This is a genomic window from Herminiimonas sp. NPDC097707, assembly GCF_044761395.1.
Lineage (GTDB): Bacteria > Pseudomonadota > Gammaproteobacteria > Burkholderiales > Burkholderiaceae_D > Oxalicibacterium.
Genome location: NZ_JBIWCI010000001.1, coordinates 123,937 through 143,615, shown reverse-complemented (window position 1 = coordinate 143,615; position 19,679 = coordinate 123,937). Strand labels below are relative to the sequence as shown.

Here is a 19,679-nt window from a genome sequence, read left to right as displayed (position 1 = left end):
CTGAAGACGGAAATTTCAGCGATCCGGCTGGATGCGGGAAATGTTTGAACGAGATGTTGTTAGGCATGGCATCCAGGTAACTCACTTGTAATACTCAAATACGGCGACCACAGGTCGCCGTATTTATTTGTGGATGCTGTTGCCACCACGACATCTGTTCCTATACAGTGAAGCGACATTCCCTCAACGTAAGGAGTCGCCCGATGAAAAGCTTCTCAAGTAGTTATCTGTTCGGTCTTCTATTGCTGTGTAGTTTGCCGGCAAGCCACGCCGCCGAAGCGAACACACTCACCGGCTGTGCCGCCAAACGCCAGGAGGTACAAACCCAGCTCGACTATGCACGCGCGCATGGCAACAAAGCACAAGAAGCCAAGCTGAAGATCGCACTCAAACAGATAAGCAATCACTGCACAGATGAAGGCTTGCGACGCGAACGTGAAACTGATGTGAAAAAGAAAGAAAACAAGGTAGCCGAACGCAAGGCGGAATTGGAAAAAGCCCAGGCCAACGGCAAACCAAAGAAAATCACTCAACAGCAAAAGAAACTGCAAAAAGCGGAAGCCGAACTGCAGAAAGCCAAGGATAAACTTTCTCAATAACGATTGAACCGCTCCACATTCTGCGAGCACGGCAGCTTGGGTTGATAAACCGTTAACCCAAGCTGCCGTTCTTGTTGTCTGATACCTCTACTACGTGGGTCAAGCCTTGAGGCCTTTAATCAATACCTCTGCCGTCACCTCATTCAGATCCAGACCACGTTCTTTTGCCAGCGCCTGTAACTGCTGCACCAGATCGCTATTGAGCTTGACCGCAAACGGTATCAATCCCAGCGCCTGATCGCGCTTGCGCTGTTCGCGCCGGTCTACTACTACAACATTGTCGCTGCCAAAACCTGCGCCACCGGGTGCAGCCATCTTGCCCATCAGCTTCTTGGCGTCGCTCTTTGCCATTCCTGTTTTTTTCATTGTTCATGGCCTCGTGGGTTTAAAGCGGACATTGTACGCAGTACGCTTGCGTGCGCATAAACATATGCTTCAGGGACGAGGCAAATACCATTAACCCTTCCTGCCGCCAAACACCAACAGCAAGCCGCCCAAAGCGATTGCGCCTACGCCAGCCCACACCGGAATGTTCACGGTTTCTTTTTCCTGCACGGTGAACTGGAGCGGCCCCAGTTTGGCTTCATGTGTTTCCTTGGTATAGCTAAAGCTGCCGTATACCAGACCAAGTGTTCCTGCCACGATCAGCACGATACCGGCGAGTTTGACTGCATTCATTTTGTTTTCCTTTTAGAAATGCCTCTGATGATCAAACATCCGAATCGAGCTTTATTACCGGTTTGATACCGGCAGTTGATCTGGCCTATTCAGGCAGTTGTTCTTCCTGCAAATGCAGGTTCATCCTGGTTCGATGTTTTTGACTTTTGCTCCGGCACGCCATATCCGATAACGCACCTCAACTCCTTCAGGCACATAGACCACAACCGGCAACTTGCTGTTATAGCGAATCAGATATGGTTCACCACCTAGCGGGATGAAACGATTTACTTTGGGCGCATCGGGATCGACCGCCATCAGCGTGCCGGCCATGGGCCCGATACTGCTCAAGACGTATCGCGTATATCCCCAGCCTTCTATGTTTTTTTCTTCCATCGCACCGCCGAAGAAATAGCGATTCCCTTTATCTACCGATACCGTCTTGCCGACCATCAGCTCCACCTTGAAGGCGGATTCATCCTTCTGCTTCGGGAGTTGCAGCACATGACGTGTCATCCCCTGTTCCGCTGGCGGAAATGCTTTCATATTGTCGGCGGCATGTGCAATCGGCATTGCGAGCACGCATGCGAAGAGTGTGATGAACCATGATTTTTTCATTTTCCCCTCAGTTCCGTTTGAATAAAAATTGTTGTTCTGCTTGCAGATGCTAGCGTCCGCCAGTCACATCCAGCAAAGTCCCTGTCGTGTAAGACGCCTTGTCCGATAACAACCATAACACCGCTTGCGCAACTTCATTCGCTTCGCCACCGCGTTGCATCGGCACATTGCCCTTGACCCTGTCAACGCGTCCAGGTTCACCGCCGCTGGCATGTATTTCCGTATAAATCACGCCGGGCCGGACTGCATTGACGCGTATGCCTTCCGTCGCGACTTCCTTCGCCAGTCCGATAGTCAGTGTATCGATCGCGCCTTTGGAAGCGGCGTAATCGACATATTCTCCGGGGCCGCCGGTACGCGCCGCGACCGAGGATACATTGACAATGGCACCGCCTGCTCCGCCGTGCAGGGTCGACATGCGCTTGACCGCTTCACGGGCGCACAGAAAACTCCCGACAATATTGGTGTTAAAGATGCGTTGCATGCGCGCGGCATCCATCTGATCGACGCGCATCTGCTGCTCCAGTATCCCCGCGTTATTGACCAGTGCGGTGAGCGTGCCCAGTTCCCTGTCCACGGTTTCAAACATGTTCAGAATGTCGGCTTCCACTGCCATATCTGCCGCGATTGCCATCGCTGTGCCGCCAGTCTGTTTGATGAGATCGACTACTGCATCTGCTGCAGCCTTGTTATGCAGATAACTGATGCATACGGCATAGCCGTCGATGGCGCCCAGCTTGGCAATTTCAGCACCTATGCCTCGGCTGCCTCCGGTGACGATCATCACTTTCTTGCTCATGTACTCTCTCCTTATGATGCAAAAATTGAATATTGTCCGTTTGCTGTCGTACATTAAAATACCAGCATGTCCGCTTCCAGCCAACCGCCGCACCAGGATTCATTGCTGTCCGGCTTCGCACCCGTCATCGATCACAAGACTGAAATTCTGATTCTGGGCAGTTTCCCCGGAATAGCATCGTTGACCGCGCAACAATACTACGCGCACCCGCGCAATCAATTCTGGCGTCTGCTATCAGCCTTGATCCATGAAGATCTGGTCGCTCTGCCATACGCAGACCGGCTGGATACATTACTGTCCCATCGCATCGGCGTATGGGACGTGATCGATGCCTGCGCACGCCAGGGCAGCCTGGATAGCGCAATCCGCGCAGCCAGGCACAATGATTATGCGCAACTCAGGCAATTGGCGCCGGCACTCACGCGCATTGCATTCAACGGCAAGACTGCCGGCAGGCAGGAAGCGCACTTCGCAGCAGCGGGTTTTGAAACATTCGTGCTGCCCTCCTCTTCCCCCGCCTATGCCGCCATGACATTTGAGCAGAAACTGGCGGTCTGGCGCGGTATCATGCTGTAAGTTAAAAAATCCTCACACTGAATTCATGCTGATCAAACGTAAATCCATAGAAGCCGACGCCAATCTGAAAAGCGGCCCGGGGAAAAAATCTATTACACCCGCAAAACCCAAGCCGACACGGAAAGTAAAATTCGCTCCGGTCACCCTGTCCGAACAGTTCGGCATCCGTTATCTGCATTTCGGCACCGAATGGGTACAGGGCGCGATGCGCATCAGCAAACCCGACTGGATCGAGCTCGAATATGCGCAGCAAATGATGGCGTGGATGCTGTTCAACGACAAGCCGCAGCACATCGTGCAACTCGGCCTGGGTACCGGATCACTGACCAAGTTCAGCTACAAATGGTTCCGCGAAGCGCAGGTCACCGCAGTTGATCTGAATCCTTCCGTCATCACGATCTGCGAAACGATGTTCAAGCTGCCGGCTAACGACGAGCGGCTGAACGTGATCGAAATGGATGCGCTGGAATATGTCAACGATCCGGCCAATCTGGGTCGTATCGATGCCTTGCAAGTCGATGTATACGACGCCACCGCACGCGGCCCGGTGCTCGATACGCCGGAATTTTATCAATCGTGTGCGGCCTGCCTGACGCCGGACGGCATCATGACGGTGAATCTGTTTGGCGATCATCCGAGTTATGCCAGAAATCTGAGCGCAATGCACTTCGCGTTCGATACCGTGATTTCCCTGCCGGAAGTCCATGACGGCAATGTCATCGCCATCGCATTCAATACCACGCCAACGCTGGATATCGCGGCGCTGTACGAACGTGCGGCGCAGATCACTGCGACCACAAAATTGCCGGCAAAATCCTGGGTCAACGGCATCAAGGCATGGCAGGCGCAGCAATAAGGCAGCAGCCGTGTGTTAACATCGTTTTACTGTTCCATCTAATGGGTCATGGTCATGCCAACTGCTAGCGCTACACCGATTGCGACGAACAAGCCTGCCATCAAAAAACTGGACCTGCAGCAGATTTTCACCTGGCTGCTGGCCGACGGCATCGTCGCCAAGGATGATGTCAAAGCCCTCTACAACCAGTCGCAGGCCATTTACAAGAATGCGTCAATCGCGATGCATCCGCTGGTGGCTGTGGCGCAATGCAAGCTGCTGTCCGCTACGGCGCCGCACAGGCCGGTCACACTGGACTGGCTGACTGAATGGGTAGCCGGCAAGGTCAAGCTGCCGTTCTACCGCATCGACCCGCTGAAGATCGATTTCACCTGTGTGGCCGATGTGATGTCGGCTTCGTATGCCACGCGCTTCCATATCCTGCCGGTCGAAATGACGCCGAGCGAACTGGTGGTTGCGACCTCCGAGCCTTTCGCCATCGAATGGGAAGCCGAGATCGCCAAGATCACGCGGCGCAACGTCAAGCTGGTGATCGCCAATCCGCTCGAAATCGCTCAGTACACAACGCAGTTTTTTGCACTGGCAAAATCGATCAAGGGCGCAAAGAAACTCAATGGCCAGGATCTGGCGCTGCGCAACAACTTCGAACAACTGGTCGAGCTCGGCAACAGCAGCAAACAGGTCGATGCCAACGACCAGCACATCATCAATATCGTTGATTGGTTGTGGCAATACGCATTCGATCAGCGCGCATCCGACATTCATCTGGAACCGAAGCGCGACCTGTGCGCGATCCGCTTCCGCATCGATGGCGTGCTGCATCAGGTGTATCAGGTGCCGCCCATCGTCATGATCGCGATGACTGCGCGCATCAAACTGCTGGGCCGCATGGACGTGATCGAAAAACGCCGCCCACAGGATGGCCGCATCAAGACGCGCACTAATAACGGCCAGGAAGTCGAATTGCGTTTATCGACAATGCCGACCGCCTTTGGCGAAAAACTGGTAATGCGGATTTTCGATCCCGATGTGGTCGTCAAATCGCTGCCCGAGCTCGGCTTTCCGCCGGACGATGCAGCGCGCTGGGACAAGCTGACCGCGCGTCCGCACGGCATTATTCTGGTGACTGGCCCGACCGGCTCCGGCAAGACCACAACCTTGTACACCACGCTGAAAGCGCTGGCGACCAGCGAAGTCAATGTCTGCACGGTGGAAGATCCGATTGAAATGGTGGAAGGATCGTTCAATCAAATGCAGGTACAGCACGGCATCGATTTGTCGTTTGCCGATGGCGTACGTTCGCTGATGCGGCAAGATCCGGACATCATCATGATCGGCGAGATCCGCGATCTGGAAACTGCCGAAATGGCCATCCAGGCTGCGCTCACCGGCCACCTGGTGCTATCGACACTGCACACCAACGATGCGCCGTCCGCCGTCATGCGTTTGCTGGAACTGGGCGTACCCTATTACCTGCTGGAATCGACACTGATCGGCATCATGGCGCAGCGCCTGACGCGTACCTTGTGCAATCACTGCAAATCGCCGGACGGTGAAATGCTCGATGACGTCTGGCAAAGTCTTGCCGAAGGCTGGGATATTCCGAAACCATCCGTCATCTATCGTCCGGTTGGCTGCCCCGAATGCCGCCAGACCGGTTATCGCGGCCGTACCGGCCTGTACGAATTGCTGACCATCACGCAAACGTTTTCCAAGATGATCAAGGCCGAAACCGACATCCATCAGTTGAAGCAGCAAAGCGTTTCCGATGGCATGAAACCGCTGCGCCTGGCCGGTGCTTTGAAGATCATCGAAGGCGTAACGACGGCGGAAGAAGTCCTGAAGGTCACCGCTGCATTGACGTAACAAGACGCTACAGCAAACACAAGCCGTTCATCCCGTCATGAACGACCATCCCGGAGAACTGTGATGAATGGCATGATGAAATCCATATTCGGCCTGCTTCTCCTTTCTTGCGTGAGCATCGTCTACGCGCAAACCCCGGAAAAAGTCGTCGATCTCCCGACCAGACCCGGCGTGATGCAACGCATGCTCGTACTGGCCCCGCCTGCACCTAAAGCTGCCGTCATTTTGCTTGCAGGAGGTCATGGTGGTTTGCAAATATCATCGGATGGAGCCATCCATTGGGGCCGGGATAATTTTCTGGTTCGCGCCAGGCAACTCTTCACCAATCAAGGTTTTCTGGTGGTGCTCGTCGATGCGCCTTCCGACCGCCTGTCCCCGCCATTCTTGAGGGGTTTCCGCCAGACACCGGAACACCTGACCGATATCAAGACTGTCATTGCCTGGGTACGAAGACAGACAAAGACACCGGTCTGGTTGGTTGGCACCAGTCGCGGTACGCAATCAGCCGCCTTTGTCGCGACGCAACTGCAGCCGCCAGACGGACCGGATGGCCTGGCGCTCACTTCCACTATTCTGGTCGATAGCGAAGGCCCGTCCGTACTCTCCATGCCTATGGACACATTGCAGATTCCCGTACTTGTCGCTCATCATGAACAGGATGGTTGCAGACTCTGCTCCTTCAGTCTGACTTCCAATCTGATGGATAAACTGCGCGATGCACCGAAGAAACAGCTGATTTCCTTTACTGGCGGCGACGATGTGGGCGATGCCTGCAACGCACGCGCGCATCACGGATTCAATGGGCTCGACAACGATGTAGTCGGAAAGATGTCCAACTGGATGCTCGCAAATTGATTGCCTTGCATGCAAGACAGGCAAAGTGATCTGCCGTCGACCTAAATAGCTCGGTACATATGCAATAGCTTGCTATAGTGAGGAAGACGCACTTGTAGCGCTATTTATTAACGTTCATTGATCTGTTACGGAGAACATCATGAGTAAAAGTCAGGACAGCAAAAAGGCCGTGAAGAAAGAGCCTCTCAAAACGATGAAGGAAAAGAAGGAAGCGAAAAAGCTGAAGAAGGAAGAATCAAAGCGTCAGTAATGCTTCTAGAATCATAGAAATTATCAACATCAGCACGCTTGGTCGTGCTGATTTCAATTCAAGGCTTGCATTCCTGCCCTTGCAAAACACGCTGTGAATTTATAGCAATGGAAAATCAATCGTGATTTTCAGCCCGGGGCAAGCGGCATTTCCTTCATCGGCATCCGACAGTGCAATATTCCCACCATGCGACAAGGTAATATCGCGCACGATAGACAAACCCAAACCCGCACCACCCAGATTTTGCTGCTGTGCCAACGGCGAACGATAAAAAGCAGAAAAAACCCGCTCCCGATCTTCTTTGGGAACCCCTATGCCGTTGTCCTCCACTTCGAGTATCGCGCGCTGCAAAACGGTATCCCGTCGCACACGCAAAATGACTCTGCCATGCATAGGCGTGTAATGAATGGCGTTATCCACCAGATTACTAATCAATTCATGCAACAACAGCGCATGCCCCTTGATCATGACTTCTTCGGGCGCATCGAATGACAAATCAATTTGTTTTTTGACTGCTGCAGGCGCATGCTCCATGCCGACCTGGCGCGTTACATTCGTGAGCGAAACTGGCTCGATATCGCTCTCTTTCACGCCATGCTCGGCGCGTGCCAGCGTCAGTAAGCGATTTGCCAGATGTGCAGTGGATTCAGTAGTGCCGGCAATACTTTCAACAATCTCGCGCATATCCTGCAAGGCGCGCGGATCGTTCGGATTGCGCTCAAGTTGGCGCAGCGCCAATTCCGCCTGCGTCTTCAACACCGTCAACGGTGTACGCAATTGATGCGAAGCATCTGCGATAAAACGACGCTGTCCTGTGATCAGCGCCTGCAAATGTCCCATATAGCCATTCATTGCAGCAACCAGCGGACGGACTTCCTTGTGCACACGATCGGCATTCAAATCTGCCAGATCAGTCGGCGAACGCGCCTCCACTTCCGCTTTCAGTTGCATCAACGGGCGCAATACCAGACGCACCGCAAACCATACCAGCAAAGCTGCGACCATCACCAGCAAGCCTTGACGCCATAAAGTGCTGAAGAGAATTTTTCGCGTCAGATCGCTGCGCGCATCCATGGTTTCGCCCACCTGAATCAAGGCGATGCCACGCATGGAATCATCGTAGACCGGCTGATACAAGGCCGCGATGCGTACCGCTTGACCTTGATACGTGGCGTGATAAAAGTGCACCAAAGCCGGATAGATTTCGGAACGTGGAACATCCGGTGGCAAAACGGGCAAATCCTCGTAACCGGAGACAAACTCGCCATGCGTGCCGGTTACCTTGTAATAGATTCGTCCCAGCGTATCGGTCTCGAAACTATCCAGGGCCACATACGGCACATCGGCCACCACCCTGCCATCCACCACTGAAACCCGTTCCGCCAAGGCACGCGTCGAAGCCAGCAAGGCGCGGTCATACGCCAGATCCGCTACATCCAGCGCATTGCGATAAACCGAAAAAGCATCCAGCGCCACCACCAGCAACAAGGGGATCAAAAGCCAGCGCAATAACTGGCCACGCAAGCTGCCCAGGGATTTGATAGGTTTGATGGCTGCGCTTGAAGTCATTTTTTGCCGGCGATTTCTAGCAAATAACCCAAACCGCGCAAGGTCGTGATGGCAACTGCGCCCTCGCCATCGTGTTGTAATTTCTTGCGCAATCGATGGATGTAAATTTCTATCGCATCGGGATTGGCGTCGTCCACCAGGGCAAATACATCATCGAATATTTTTTCCTTGGAAACCGCGCGCCCGGCACGACTGATCAAGACTTCCAGCACCGCATGTTCGCGTGGTGTCAGCGCCAATGCGGCATCGCCATAGCTGAACATACGCGACACCGTATCGAAGCTGAGTGCCCCGCAGCTATAAACAGGCGCTTCGCCACCTTGGGCACGGCGCAACAAGGCCTTGACGCGCGCCTCCAGCTCAACCAGCTCAAAAGGCTTGGCCAGATAATCATCAGCGCCAAGGTTCAAACCCTGCACCCTGTCCTGCAAACCGCCCCGCGCCGTCAGGATCAGCACAGGTGTCTTGCTGCCCCGCGCGCGCAGGCGCTTCAATACCTCCAGGCCATCCATCTTGGGCAAGGTCAAATCGAGTATCACCAAGGCATACTGCTGGGTATGCAGCAAGCTGTCGGCATCAGCGCCGTTCATTGCACATTCGACTGACCAATGCGCATCTTGCAGCGCCTTGGTCAGCCAGCGCGATAACTCGACATGATCTTCAATCAGTAAAATTCGCATGGCCTTGTACGCAAAGGTAAGGAAATATCAGCCGCCAATACTCACATAGAAAATGGCACTTGGCAAAATTCCAGAACTCATTTCATCAATAACCGCGAGTGCGGACCGGGTATCTGTGAAATGAATTCTATGAAAGGTAATTGAAAGATTCGAACCGTTATGATGAAAAAAACGAGCAATACATTTGTATCAATCGCTGCATTAACTGGTGAGCTCGCTCTTGCCGGATGCATAATCAGTCCGCTTGCACTTTCTGTAAAGAAATTTGTACAGGCTGAACAAATAAATAAAACCGAGTCGTTCGAAAAAAATCGAGCGGCCAAATAGAGGATGGGCAGGAGACAATGACTACCCGAATCACATTGATTTGTGCACTCAGTGCATGCATCACATTCAGTGCCTACGCGGCACCGGTGCAATGTATTGCGCCAGCCAAGCCGGGCGGCGGCATGTCCGTGACCTGCAAGCTGATTCAGCAGGCCTTGCAAACACATCCATCCCCTGCCGACAAGGATCTTGACGTCAAGATCAGCTATTTGCCCGGCGGCATCGGCGCGGTTGCCTGGAACTCCATCGTCACGCAACGCCGTGCTGAAGCCGATACCCTGGTCGCATTCTCCGGCGGCTCCCTGATGAATCTGGCCCAAGGTAAATACGGCAATGCCGATGTCAACAATGTGCGCTGGGTTGCGGCGATAGGTGTCGACTACGGCATGATCGCAGTTCGCAACGACTCTCCATACAAAACATTGAGCGACTTGATCAAGGTGCTCAAGCAGCAACCATCCAAGCTCACCATAGGTACGGCGGGCACTGTTGGTAGTCAGGACTGGCTCAAGATTACCTTGCTGGCCAAGCAAAGCAAGATCGATCCCAAGAGTTTGCGCTTCGTTGCACTGGAAGGCGGCGGCGAGGCATTCACCGCCTTGCGTGCCGGCCACGTACAAGTAATCTCCGGCGATGCTTCCGAAGCCACGCTGCACACAGTGGACGGAGAAATTCGCGTCCTTGCCGTGCTGGCAGAAAAACGCTTGCCAGGTGCATTGGCCAATGTGCCAACTGCAATCGAACAAGGCATCGATGTCAGCTGGCCGATCATACGCGGCTTCTACATGGGACCTCAGGTCAGCGATGCAGCGTACCGACGCTGGGTTCATACCTTCGATCAAATGATGTCGACGCATGAATTCGAAAAATTACGTGCTGACTACGGCTTGTATCCACTGGCGATAACCGGCGACCAATTGACCAGGTACATCCATAAAACCGTTGAAGACTACCGTAAGCAATCTGACCAACTTGGCTTGATCAGATAAGTCTGGCCCGCCGAATTATTCGGCAAAAAAATTCCGTGAAGCGCACAAGGCGGCAAGCCCATTTGGACTTGTCCTGGGTTCCCTGCGCCTTATTGAATAACTCACCTCTAGGAGACGAAGCAAATGTTGATTAAAAAACCTATAGCCATCGCACTGACAGCGCTCTCGTTGAGCTTCACATTACATGTGTCGGCACAAGTTCCGGCCGGTTATTCTGCCGACTACGCCAAGATCGTTGACGGCGCCAAGAAGGAAGGCAAGCTGGTGATTTACAGCGCCACCGACTCCAAGGCTGTAGAACCGCTGCTCAAGGATTTCGGCACACTCTATCCGGGTATCAAGATTGAATTCAACGACATGAATTCGACTGAAGTGTATAACCGCTTCATTTCAGAAGCAGCTGCCGGCGGCGCTACTGCCGACGTGTTGTGGTCGTCTGCGATGGACTTGCAATTCAAGCTGGTCAGCGAAGGCTACGGCGCGACTTACAAATCGCAGGAAGCCACCGCCATTCCGGCCTGGGCCAACTACAAGGACAGCGCTTACGGCACGACCTTTGAACCGCTGGCCATCGTTTACAACAAACGTCTTGTCAACGCAGATGAAGTACCTGCAACTCACGACGATCTGCTGAAACTACTGCACACCAAGGCAGAAAAATTCCGCAACAAGGTCACCAGCTACGACATTGAAAAATCAGGTGTCGGCTTCCTCTTCATTACCGAAGATGCACAGATCAATCCGCAATTCTGGAATCTGGCCAAGTCCTTCGGCGATGTCGGCCTCCGCGTGCAATCCTCGACCGGCACCATGCTGGAGCGCATTTCATCCGGCGAGAACCTGATCGGCTACAACGTGATCGGTTCCTACGCACAGGCGCGTGCGGCCAAGGACCCATCGCTCGGTGTTGTCTTCACCAAGGATTACAACCTGGTGTTGTCGCGTGTGGTGTTCATCAACAAGTCGGCGAGAAACATGAATGCGTCCAAGTTGTGGATCGACTACCTGCTGTCCAAACGCGGCCAAACCATCATCGCCAATGAATCGCAACTGTATTCATTGCGCTCCGACGTCACCGGCACTTCAACACTGGCAAGTCTGACGACACAACTCGGCGGCGCACTCAAACCGATTGCGATTACACCGGCCCTGCTGCAATACCTGGATCAAACCAAACGCCTGGCATTCCTGAAGCAATGGAAAGAAGCTGCAGGCAAGAAGTAATTCATCTGTTTCGAGCCTGGTGGAAAGCGTCTCGCCTTCCACCAGGCTGTCGAGATGACTGCAGAGCTCAAGGCTATATCCACCCTGCGATTTAACACAGCTGATGCAAGGTATTTCTATTTATGACTTCGATTACTTCTCCCCATCCGCTACCCAGCCGTTCCTGGCTGGTGCGCCTTAACTGGCCGCGCGGACTGGTCGTTACGCTGGCAGCGATTGCCATCTTTCTGCCGCTAACGCTGATTTTTTATCAAAGCTTTTTATCCGCGCCATTTTTTGCACCGATCAAAACACTGAGCCTGGAACCGTATCGCTTCATCTTCGACGATCCCGATTTCCGCCAAGCTTTCATTAATGGTCTGTTGCTCGCCAGCGGTCTGGCATTGATCGCCGTACCGCTGGGCAGCATGCTGGCCTTCCTGATGGTGCGCACCGATCTGCCGGGTCGCAACTGGATTGCGCCACTCTTGCTGGTGCCGATTTTTGTATCGCCGATGGTGATTGCTTTCGGCTATGTGGTGTCGATGGGACCAGTCGGCTTCTACACTGTGTGGATGCAAGACATGCTGCGCCTGGTCGGCATAGAAGCAACACCGTGGAATGTGTACGCTTTCCCCAGCATCGTCATCATCGCCGGGCTGACCCACGTACCGCATGTGTATCTGTACGCCTCTGCCGCACTCAAGAGCCTGGGCGCCGATGTAGAAGAAGCTGCACGCGTCGCCGGCGCGTCGCCGCTGCAGGTTGCCTTGCATGTCTCGCTGCCGATGATCATGCCGGCGCTGGCATACGCCGGCGTACTGGTGTTCTTCCTCGGTTTTGAAGTATTCGGTCTGGTGCTGGTACTGGGCGATCCGGAAGGCCATCTGGTCTTGCCGACTTATCTGTACAAGCTGACCAACAAACTCGGCACGCCTTCCTATCATTTGATGGCCGCAGTGGCGGTGTGTCTGGTCGCAGTCACGCTGCCGCTGGTGATGATCCAGCGCTGGTTGCTGCGTTCAGCCAACAAATATGTTTCGATCAAAGGCAAAGGCTCGCGTCAGAAAGCACTGCCCCTTGGCAAATGGAAATGGCTGGCCTTCAGCCTGATCGCAGCATGGCTGATTTTCACGATTGTGATTCCTTTGTCCGGCATCACCTTGCGCGCATTCGTTTCGCACTGGGGTTATGGCGTATCGCTGATCGATACCTTTACCTTCCAGCATTTCCGCGACATCTGGGAACAGCCGTCACTGGTACGCGGCATCGTCAACACCATCATGATCGGCGTCATCGGCGGCGCGCTGGCAGTAGCTTGCTACTGCTGTATCGCACTCGCCATGCATCGCAAGTCGGACGGCATCACACGCTTCCTCGATTACAGCGTATTGATTCCACGCGCCATACCAGGCTTGCTGGCTGGCCTGTCCTTCCTGTGGGTGTTCCTGTTCGTCCCCTCCTTCCTCGATAGCTTGCTAAAGGGGTATGACAACTTCATCGCGATCTGGATGGTGGAGAACGTCATTCCGCAATTGCGTGAATTACGCTCCACTATTTTCTCGGTGTGGCTGGCGTACTCGGTGGTGTGGCTGGCTTACGGCTTGCGCCTGATCACCACCGCCTTGCTGCAAGTGGGGCCGGAACTGGAAGAAGCCGCACGTGCGGTCGGCGCACGTCGTTCGCAAGTCACGCGCGACGTCACCTTGCCGCTGGTGCGCTACGGCGTGCTCGGCGCCTGGCTGATGGTGTTCCTGATTTTCGAACGTGAATATTCGACCGGCGTCTATCTGCTGTCGCCCGGCACCGAAGTCATAGGCGCGCTGATCGTCTCGCTGTGGGCTTCCGGCTCCGTCGATCTGGTCGCCACCCTCTCCTTTATCAACATCACGCTGGTGGCCATCGGCCTCGGTATCGCACTGCGCTTCGGCGTCAAGCTGCACGACTAATCAGGAAATCATCATGAGCGAATTAAGTGTCAATGACTTGCATCTCGACTACGGCACCGGTGCCAGCGCCAACCAGATACTCAAAGGCGTGTCGATGGACTTGCAACGTGGTGAAGTGGTCGCCTTGCTGGGGCCATCCGGTAGCGGCAAGACGACTTTGCTGCGTGCAGTAGCAGGTCTGGAATCGCCGAAATCAGGCAATATAAAAATCGGTGAGCGCACCATGTTCGATGGCAGCCGCAAGCTGGAAATTCCCGCCGAAGAACGCAATCTTGGACTGGTATTCCAATCCTATGCGCTGTGGCCGCACAAGACTGTTTCCGATAACGTCGGTTACGGCTTGAAGTTACGAAAAATGAGTAGTAGTGAGATTGCCGAACGCGTCAAGAGCGTGCTGAACCAGCTCGGCCTCGGCCAGTTGGGCGACCGCTTTCCTCATCAGCTATCCGGTGGTCAGCAGCAACGCGTCGCCATCGCGCGCGCGCTGGTCTACAACCCACCCGTCATTCTGCTGGACGAACCACTGTCAAATCTGGATGCCAAGTTGCGTGAAGAAGCGCGTGCCTTCCTGCGTGAACTGATCGTGCGACTCGGTTTGTCGGCACTGATGGTGACGCACGATCAAGCCGAAGCAATGGCGATCTCGGATCGCATTCTGTTGCTCAACAACGGCAAGATCGAACAGCAAGGCACGCCGCAAAGCATGTATGAAACGCCAAACACCCTGTTCACGGCGGAATTCATGGGTAGCAATAACCGCTTGCCAGCCAAGATACTGCAACGCGAAGGCGAGCATGCCGTGTTGCAAATCGGAGGCGGCAAGGTCAAGGCAACACTGCGTGGGCAAAGCAGCGACGCGAACGATGCTACCGCCATTATCCGCGTCGAACAAATCAACATTTCCGATACCTCCATCGACAACGCGATCAAGTTGCCGCTCTCAACCTGCATGTATCTGGGCGATCGCTGGGAATGCGTCTTCCGTAATGCAGCCGAGAACGGCACCGACGACACCGTTCTGCGTGCTTATGCAAAACAACGATTGGTGCCGGGCGAGTACTGGCTGCAATTGCCGCAAAACTCGCTATGGGCATACCAGGCTGCTTAATCATTCCTGAATCACAGAAAGGAGGCGCATCCGTCACACGCAACAGCCTTTGTGCAGCGCAGCCGTACCGCACAACCGACATGAAAATATCAAATAAATTGGGGACATCACACATGAAAAAGAAATACCTGACGACAGCAATGCTCGCCGCATTCGGCATTCTGGCATCCGGCGCTTACGCGCAATCCAACGTCACCATCTACGGCCGGGTCGATACCGGCATCGAATATCTCACTAACGCCAATGCCAACAAGAATAGTTTGGTTCGCTTGAATTCCGGCACCATGAATACCTCGCGTATAGGTTTCCAGGGTTCAGAAGATCTGGGTGGCGGCCTGAAAGCTATATTCCAATTGGAAAGCGGTTTCAAGGCAGATACCGGCGCGCAAGATGACACCGAATTTTTTAAACGACAAGCCAATGTCGGCCTGGAAGGCAGTTGGGGCCGCCTTGTTGCCGGACGCTCCTATACCACTACCTATGACTTCATCCTGCCGTTCGATCCCATGGGCTATTCGGCCAGCTATTCATGGATTACCGGGGCCGCTGCAACCGGCGGTCGCAAAGACGGCATGGTGACCAATCTGGGCGATATGCTCAAGTATCAAGGCAAATTCGGCGCCTTCAAACTGGGTGCCACCTATAGCTTTGGTGAAGTGGCAGGCAGCACCAGCAATAACGCCAAAATTGACCTTGGCGCGGGATATGAAAACGGTCCATTACGCCTCGCCGCAACAGTGCAGCGCGCCAATGGTACGGCAAACGGCGCTGGCGTATACGACAAAACCACCATCGTTCATTTGGCCGGTGACTATCAAATCAGCAGCAACTTGGGAATCGACCTTGGTTATCGCAATTACAAAATGACGCTGGCGACCAATGCTGCCGACAAGCGTAGCGATTTCTACTGGGGTGGCGTCACCTATAAAGCAACGCCTGCTCTGACCTTGATAGCCCTGCTCTCCTATCAAGACATCAAGAACGTCGCTGCAAATACTGATGCAGATCCATATATGCTCTCACTCCGCGCAAAGTATGCATTGTCAAAACGTACCGACCTGTATCTGAGCGCGGCGTACGCCAAGGCAAAGAACGGGCAAAAGGTTGGTTTATCGCGTGATGATGCAAACGGTTTCGCCAGCAATCAAACCGGTATCGTCGGCGGCATCCAGCATCGCTTCTAAAAACCGTGTGTTTAAAACCGGACGGGATATCCATTCCGCCCGGTTATTTCAATCCGGCCTGTTGTGCCTGTCCATATGCGTTATTCAAGAACTTCTGTGACGCAATCACACTTCCTGGCAACAATAAAAAAAGGAACCCGATTAGGGTTCCTTTTTCATTTCAAGCATCTCGTTAGAGGCCGTACATGATGCGCTACCTAAGCACCGCATCGTTCACATCTACCTGTTATGCCGTTACGTTGTGACCACCAACCTCAGGCAAATCGCATGCTTCCATGTGATGATTCTTGCGCATCCGGATGTTGAACAATTCAACGATCAGCGAGAAGCCCATTGCGCCGTAGATGTAGCCCTTAGGAATATGGATCTCGAAGCTTTCAGCAACCAGTACCGCACCGACGATTACCAGGAAGCAGAGTGCCAGCATCTTGATGCTCGGGAAGGCGGTGACGAAGTCGCCAATCGCTTTTGCCGCAAACATCATCACACCGACGGCGATCACGATCGCAACGATCATGATTTCCACTTCCTTGACCATGCCCACTGCGGTAATCACCGAATCCAGCGAGAACACGATATCAATCACGGCAATTTGCGCCAAAGTCATCATGAAGCTGGATTTCTTGCCGGCAGCCTGCTCATGCTCTTCTTCAGGTCCGCTCATCAATTCCTTGATTTCCGACGATGCCTTGTACAGCAGGAACAGGCCACCGAAGAACAGGATCAAGTCACGCCCCGAGAAACCCATATCGCCAAGGCTGAAGATCGGTTCGACCAGACCCATCATCCATGACAGGCTCAGCAACAGCAGGATACGCGTACCCATGGCAAGGCCCAGACCGATGATGCGGCCCTTTTGCTGCTGATGTTTCGGCAGGCGATCCACCAGAACAGTAATGAAAATAATGTTGTCGATGCCCAGCACAATCTCCAGCATTGCCAATGTTGCCAATGCTATCCATGCTTCCGGCGTAGTAAATACTTGTAGGAATTCCATGTTTATCTCAAATAGTTGATTGATGGCCGACGGTGTACGTCGCGCCAAAATGCATTTGATTTGATCGCCGTCTCTTTACGGTCAAATCAAATGCGCTGCTTGTTTCTTTTTGCTCATTACCAATTGCCTATCGTTCAGGCTCTGAATGAAGCGGCTATTGCCATTTGTTTCGTTTTTAAAATACTTTTCTATAAACAACCAGCACCACAGTCCTACATTTCAGTCCCCTTAAAATTCTATGGATCAACTGTTTTTGGCAATGCTGAGACTTTAACGAAATTCTAACGTAGTGAAAAATCGAATTTAGCGTTATGTTTATACGTAAAAACCGAACAGTTTTATTTAAACTCATATAAAAACAGATATAAAACCATCTCATTCTGGCAATTAAAAATTGGTAAAAACAAATTTACACATAGGATAAATGAAATATTTACAGAAAAAGTGGGGTGACAGAAGTCAGGGAAGGAGCGGGGATTTTAGAATATCGCTGCGCAATACTATGCACAGGATTTTTTTCATGAAAATGGCGAAAAATCTTATTTTTTCTTAACGAATTCTTTATATCTCTTATTTTAATGGCAAGTTGCCGGCCTGTTTCAATGCATGCGCAACCGTAGGATGCCTGAGTCGCATACCCAATTCCGCTTTCATGCGCTGATTGCTCATGCGGCGCGATTCCGACATGAAGGAGAGCATCATCGGCGACACGGCATGCTGCAATTTCTCACGCGTCAGGCGTGGCGGTCGTTCCAGCGCAAAGGCATCGGCCACGGCATCGAAGTAGCTACCCATCTTCATTTCACTATCGTCAACTGCATGATAGACCCGGCCAGGCTGGGCGCGAAACAGCGCCAGCGCAATCAACTGCGCCAGATCATCGGCATGGATATGATTGGTATGAACATCTTCATCCGCCGCCAGCGCCGGCAAGCCCTTTTGCAAGCGTTCCAGCGGCAGGCGATCGTCGGCGTAAATACCCGGCACACGTAAAATCCCCAGACGCGATTGCGAGCGCCTTGCCCAGTTGCGTAAAACCTGTTCTGCATCAACCCGCCGCGTGGCCCGCAGATTATGCGGTTGTACAGTGCGCGTCTCATCTATCCATGCGCCGCCGCAATCGCCATACACGCCGGACGTGCTGACATAAACCAGTACCGCATGGTCGGGTAAAATGGAGGTCAGATTGCGGGTACGGCGATCGATACCGCCATCCGATTGCGGTGGGGCCAGATGAATGATGTTGTGCGCCAGCCTTGCCAGGCGCGCCAGCGTAGCCGGCTGATCCAGATTTGCAATAATCGGGATTGCGCCTGCAGCACGCAACGCGTCCTGTCGCGATACCTGCGTCGTCACCGCAAAAATGCGGAAACGCGTACACAACAACGGCAACAGGCGCATGCCTACATCGCCACACCCCAGGATGAGCAAACGCGGCTTGCCGAATTTGCCGGAAAGATTTTTGTTTGTGGTTTTAATTTTCATTAACAGGATTGTATGACGTTCCAAGTAACCGTTCAGCCGAGTGGTCGGCAATTCAGCTGCGAGGCAGATGAAACCATTTTGAGCGCGGCGATTCGCGCTGGCGTCGGCCTGCCTTACGGCTGCAAAAACGGCGCCTGCGGCAGTTGCAGGGGCATGGTCTTGTCCGGCGATGTCACCCATGGCGCCCATCAGGAAAGAGCGCTACCGGCCACCGACGAAGCCAAAGGATTTTCCTTGTTCTGTTGCGCGCGGCCGCACGGCGATGTCGTGATCGAAGCGCGCGAAGTACTCGGTCTGGGTGAATTCCCGATCAAGAAACTGCCGTCACGCATTGCCAGACTGGAACGCGTCGGCGATGACGTGATGAGCATCGCCCTGCAATTGCCGGCCAGCGAAAAACTGCAATACCGCGCCGGCCAATATATTGAGTTCATGCTCAAGGATGGCAAGCGTCGCAGCTACAGTCTGGCCAATGCGCCGCACGTAGGCGAACACGTCACCCTGCACATCCGTCATATGCCGGGCGGGCTATTCACCGATCAGGTATTCAGCACGATGAAAGAGCGCGACATTCTGCGCTTTGAAGGGCCGCTGGGAAGCTTCTTCCTGCGTGAAGATTCGGACAAACCGATGGTGTTGCTGGCATCGGGCACCGGCTTCGCACCGATCAAGGCCATTGTCGAACAAGCCGTGCATATCAAGAGCGAGCGTCCGATGATCCTGTACTGGGGCGGCCGCCGTCCGAAAGACCTGTACATGCATGCGCTGTGCGAAGAGTGGGCGCGCACCATACCGAACTTCCGCTATGTTCCCGTGATATCGAACGCCACGCAGGACGATCGCTGGAATGGACAAACAGGTTTTGTACATCAGGTGGTGATGAACGATCTGCCTGATCTGTCGAATTATCAGGTCTATGCTTGCGGCGCTCCGGCGATGGTCGATGCAGCACGGACGGATTTCAGAGCCAGCTGCAATTTGCCCGAAGAAGAGTTTTACGCCGATGCCTTTACTTCAGAAGCCGATCTGGCGATGGGGTAAAGCATCCGGGACGGCGCGCCACAGCGGGAAAAACGTTTTGACGCACTGCGCAAAACGACTTAATATTCTTC

General features: G+C 53.6%; 19 protein-coding genes. 11 read left to right on the top strand and 8 right to left on the bottom strand.

Annotated elements, in window-relative coordinates; genetic code table 11:
• Window positions 1-203 precede the first annotated feature (203 nt).
• Window positions 204-599 carry a DUF1090 domain-containing protein gene (locus tag ACIQW9_RS00690; protein WP_402331637.1) on the top strand — a complete coding sequence of 132 codons (396 nt, stop codon included), beginning with the start codon at window positions 204-206 and terminating at the stop codon, window positions 597-599.
• Between the two features lie 99 nt (window positions 600-698).
• Here ACIQW9_RS00690 and ACIQW9_RS00685 read toward each other — a convergent pair whose 3' ends face one another.
• The 4 genes from ACIQW9_RS00685 to ACIQW9_RS00670 form a co-directional block, all read right to left on the bottom strand.
• Window positions 699-965, bottom strand: coding sequence for a hypothetical protein (locus tag ACIQW9_RS00685; protein ID WP_402331634.1), 267 nt, complete (start codon window positions 963-965; stop codon window positions 699-701).
• A 90-nt stretch (window positions 966-1,055) separates the two neighbouring features.
• Window positions 1,056-1,277, bottom strand: a complete 222-nt coding sequence (locus tag ACIQW9_RS00680) for a hypothetical protein (RefSeq protein ID WP_402331631.1) — start codon at window positions 1,275-1,277, stop codon at window positions 1,056-1,058.
• A 120-nt stretch (window positions 1,278-1,397) separates the two neighbouring features.
• Complete coding sequence (locus ACIQW9_RS00675) at window positions 1,398-1,874, bottom strand: ecotin (RefSeq protein WP_402331628.1); 477 nt, start codon at window positions 1,872-1,874, stop codon at window positions 1,398-1,400.
• Between the two features lie 49 nt (window positions 1,875-1,923).
• A complete protein-coding gene (locus tag ACIQW9_RS00670; RefSeq protein ID WP_402331626.1) occupies window positions 1,924-2,673 on the bottom strand; it encodes an SDR family oxidoreductase in 750 nt (249 codons plus the stop codon).
• Window positions 2,674-2,739: 66 nt separating this feature from the next.
• Between ACIQW9_RS00670 and ACIQW9_RS00665 the strand changes: the two genes are divergently transcribed.
• From ACIQW9_RS00665 to ACIQW9_RS00650, 4 genes are all read left to right on the top strand, one after another.
• A complete protein-coding gene (locus ACIQW9_RS00665) occupies window positions 2,740-3,249 on the top strand; it encodes a DNA-deoxyinosine glycosylase (RefSeq protein ID WP_402331623.1) in 510 nt (169 codons plus the stop codon).
• A gap of 25 nt (window positions 3,250-3,274) precedes the next feature.
• On the top strand, window positions 3,275-4,105 hold the full coding sequence (locus ACIQW9_RS00660; RefSeq protein ID WP_402331621.1) for a spermidine synthase: 831 nt from the start codon (window positions 3,275-3,277) through the stop codon (window positions 4,103-4,105).
• A gap of 54 nt (window positions 4,106-4,159) precedes the next feature.
• Window positions 4,160-5,971: a GspE/PulE family protein gene (locus ACIQW9_RS00655; protein ID WP_402331618.1), complete on the top strand. Its 1,812-nt coding sequence runs from the start codon at window positions 4,160-4,162 to the stop codon at window positions 5,969-5,971.
• Window positions 5,972-6,034: 63 nt separating this feature from the next.
• On the top strand, window positions 6,035-6,826 hold the full coding sequence (locus ACIQW9_RS00650; protein ID WP_402331616.1) for an alpha/beta hydrolase: 792 nt from the start codon (window positions 6,035-6,037) through the stop codon (window positions 6,824-6,826).
• A gap of 349 nt (window positions 6,827-7,175) precedes the next feature.
• Here the strand turns inward: ACIQW9_RS00650 and ACIQW9_RS00645 are convergent, their stop codons facing one another.
• Window positions 7,176-8,645, bottom strand: coding sequence for a sensor histidine kinase N-terminal domain-containing protein (locus tag ACIQW9_RS00645; RefSeq protein ID WP_402331613.1), 1,470 nt, complete (start codon window positions 8,643-8,645; stop codon window positions 7,176-7,178).
• Window positions 8,642-9,325 (bottom strand): response regulator, encoded by a 684-nt coding sequence (locus ACIQW9_RS00640; protein WP_402331611.1) that lies wholly within the window; start codon window positions 9,323-9,325, stop codon window positions 8,642-8,644. Before ACIQW9_RS00640 ends, ACIQW9_RS00645 begins: the two co-directional genes overlap by 4 nt.
• A 344-nt stretch (window positions 9,326-9,669) precedes the next feature.
• Between ACIQW9_RS00640 and ACIQW9_RS00635 the strand changes: the two genes are divergently transcribed.
• The 5 genes from ACIQW9_RS00635 to ACIQW9_RS00615 all read left to right on the top strand — a co-directional run bounded on the left by ACIQW9_RS00635 (window position 9,670) and on the right by ACIQW9_RS00615 (window position 16,085).
• On the top strand, window positions 9,670-10,641 hold the full coding sequence (locus ACIQW9_RS00635; RefSeq protein ID WP_402331608.1) for a Bug family tripartite tricarboxylate transporter substrate binding protein: 972 nt from the start codon (window positions 9,670-9,672) through the stop codon (window positions 10,639-10,641).
• Between the two features lie 123 nt (window positions 10,642-10,764).
• Window positions 10,765-11,865 (top strand): ABC transporter substrate-binding protein, encoded by a 1,101-nt coding sequence (locus tag ACIQW9_RS00630; protein WP_402331605.1) that lies wholly within the window; start codon window positions 10,765-10,767, stop codon window positions 11,863-11,865.
• A gap of 122 nt (window positions 11,866-11,987) precedes the next feature.
• Window positions 11,988-13,793, top strand: coding sequence for an ABC transporter permease (locus ACIQW9_RS00625; protein ID WP_402331602.1), 1,806 nt, complete (start codon window positions 11,988-11,990; stop codon window positions 13,791-13,793).
• Between the two features lie 13 nt (window positions 13,794-13,806).
• Window positions 13,807-14,901, top strand: coding sequence for an ABC transporter ATP-binding protein (locus ACIQW9_RS00620; protein ID WP_402331600.1), 1,095 nt, complete (start codon window positions 13,807-13,809; stop codon window positions 14,899-14,901).
• A gap of 113 nt (window positions 14,902-15,014) precedes the next feature.
• The gene (locus tag ACIQW9_RS00615; RefSeq protein ID WP_402331597.1) at window positions 15,015-16,085 is read left to right on the top strand and encodes a porin; all 1,071 of its coding nucleotides are present in this window, start codon (window positions 15,015-15,017) and stop codon (window positions 16,083-16,085) included.
• A 226-nt stretch (window positions 16,086-16,311) separates the two neighbouring features.
• On the opposite strand, the gene ACIQW9_RS00610 is transcribed toward ACIQW9_RS00615, so the two are convergent.
• Window positions 16,312-17,082 (bottom strand): TerC family protein, encoded by a 771-nt coding sequence (locus tag ACIQW9_RS00610; RefSeq protein ID WP_402331594.1) that lies wholly within the window; start codon window positions 17,080-17,082, stop codon window positions 16,312-16,314.
• 570 nt (window positions 17,083-17,652) lie between these two features.
• Window positions 17,653-18,567, bottom strand: a complete 915-nt coding sequence (locus ACIQW9_RS00605) for an SDR family oxidoreductase (RefSeq protein WP_402331591.1) — start codon at window positions 18,565-18,567, stop codon at window positions 17,653-17,655.
• A 12-nt stretch (window positions 18,568-18,579) separates the two neighbouring features.
• On the opposite strand from ACIQW9_RS00605, the gene ACIQW9_RS00600 reads away from it, so the two are divergent.
• Window positions 18,580-19,608 (top strand): CDP-6-deoxy-delta-3,4-glucoseen reductase, encoded by a 1,029-nt coding sequence (locus ACIQW9_RS00600; RefSeq protein ID WP_402331589.1) that lies wholly within the window; start codon window positions 18,580-18,582, stop codon window positions 19,606-19,608.
• The last annotated feature ends 71 nt before the right edge of the window (window positions 19,609-19,679 follow it).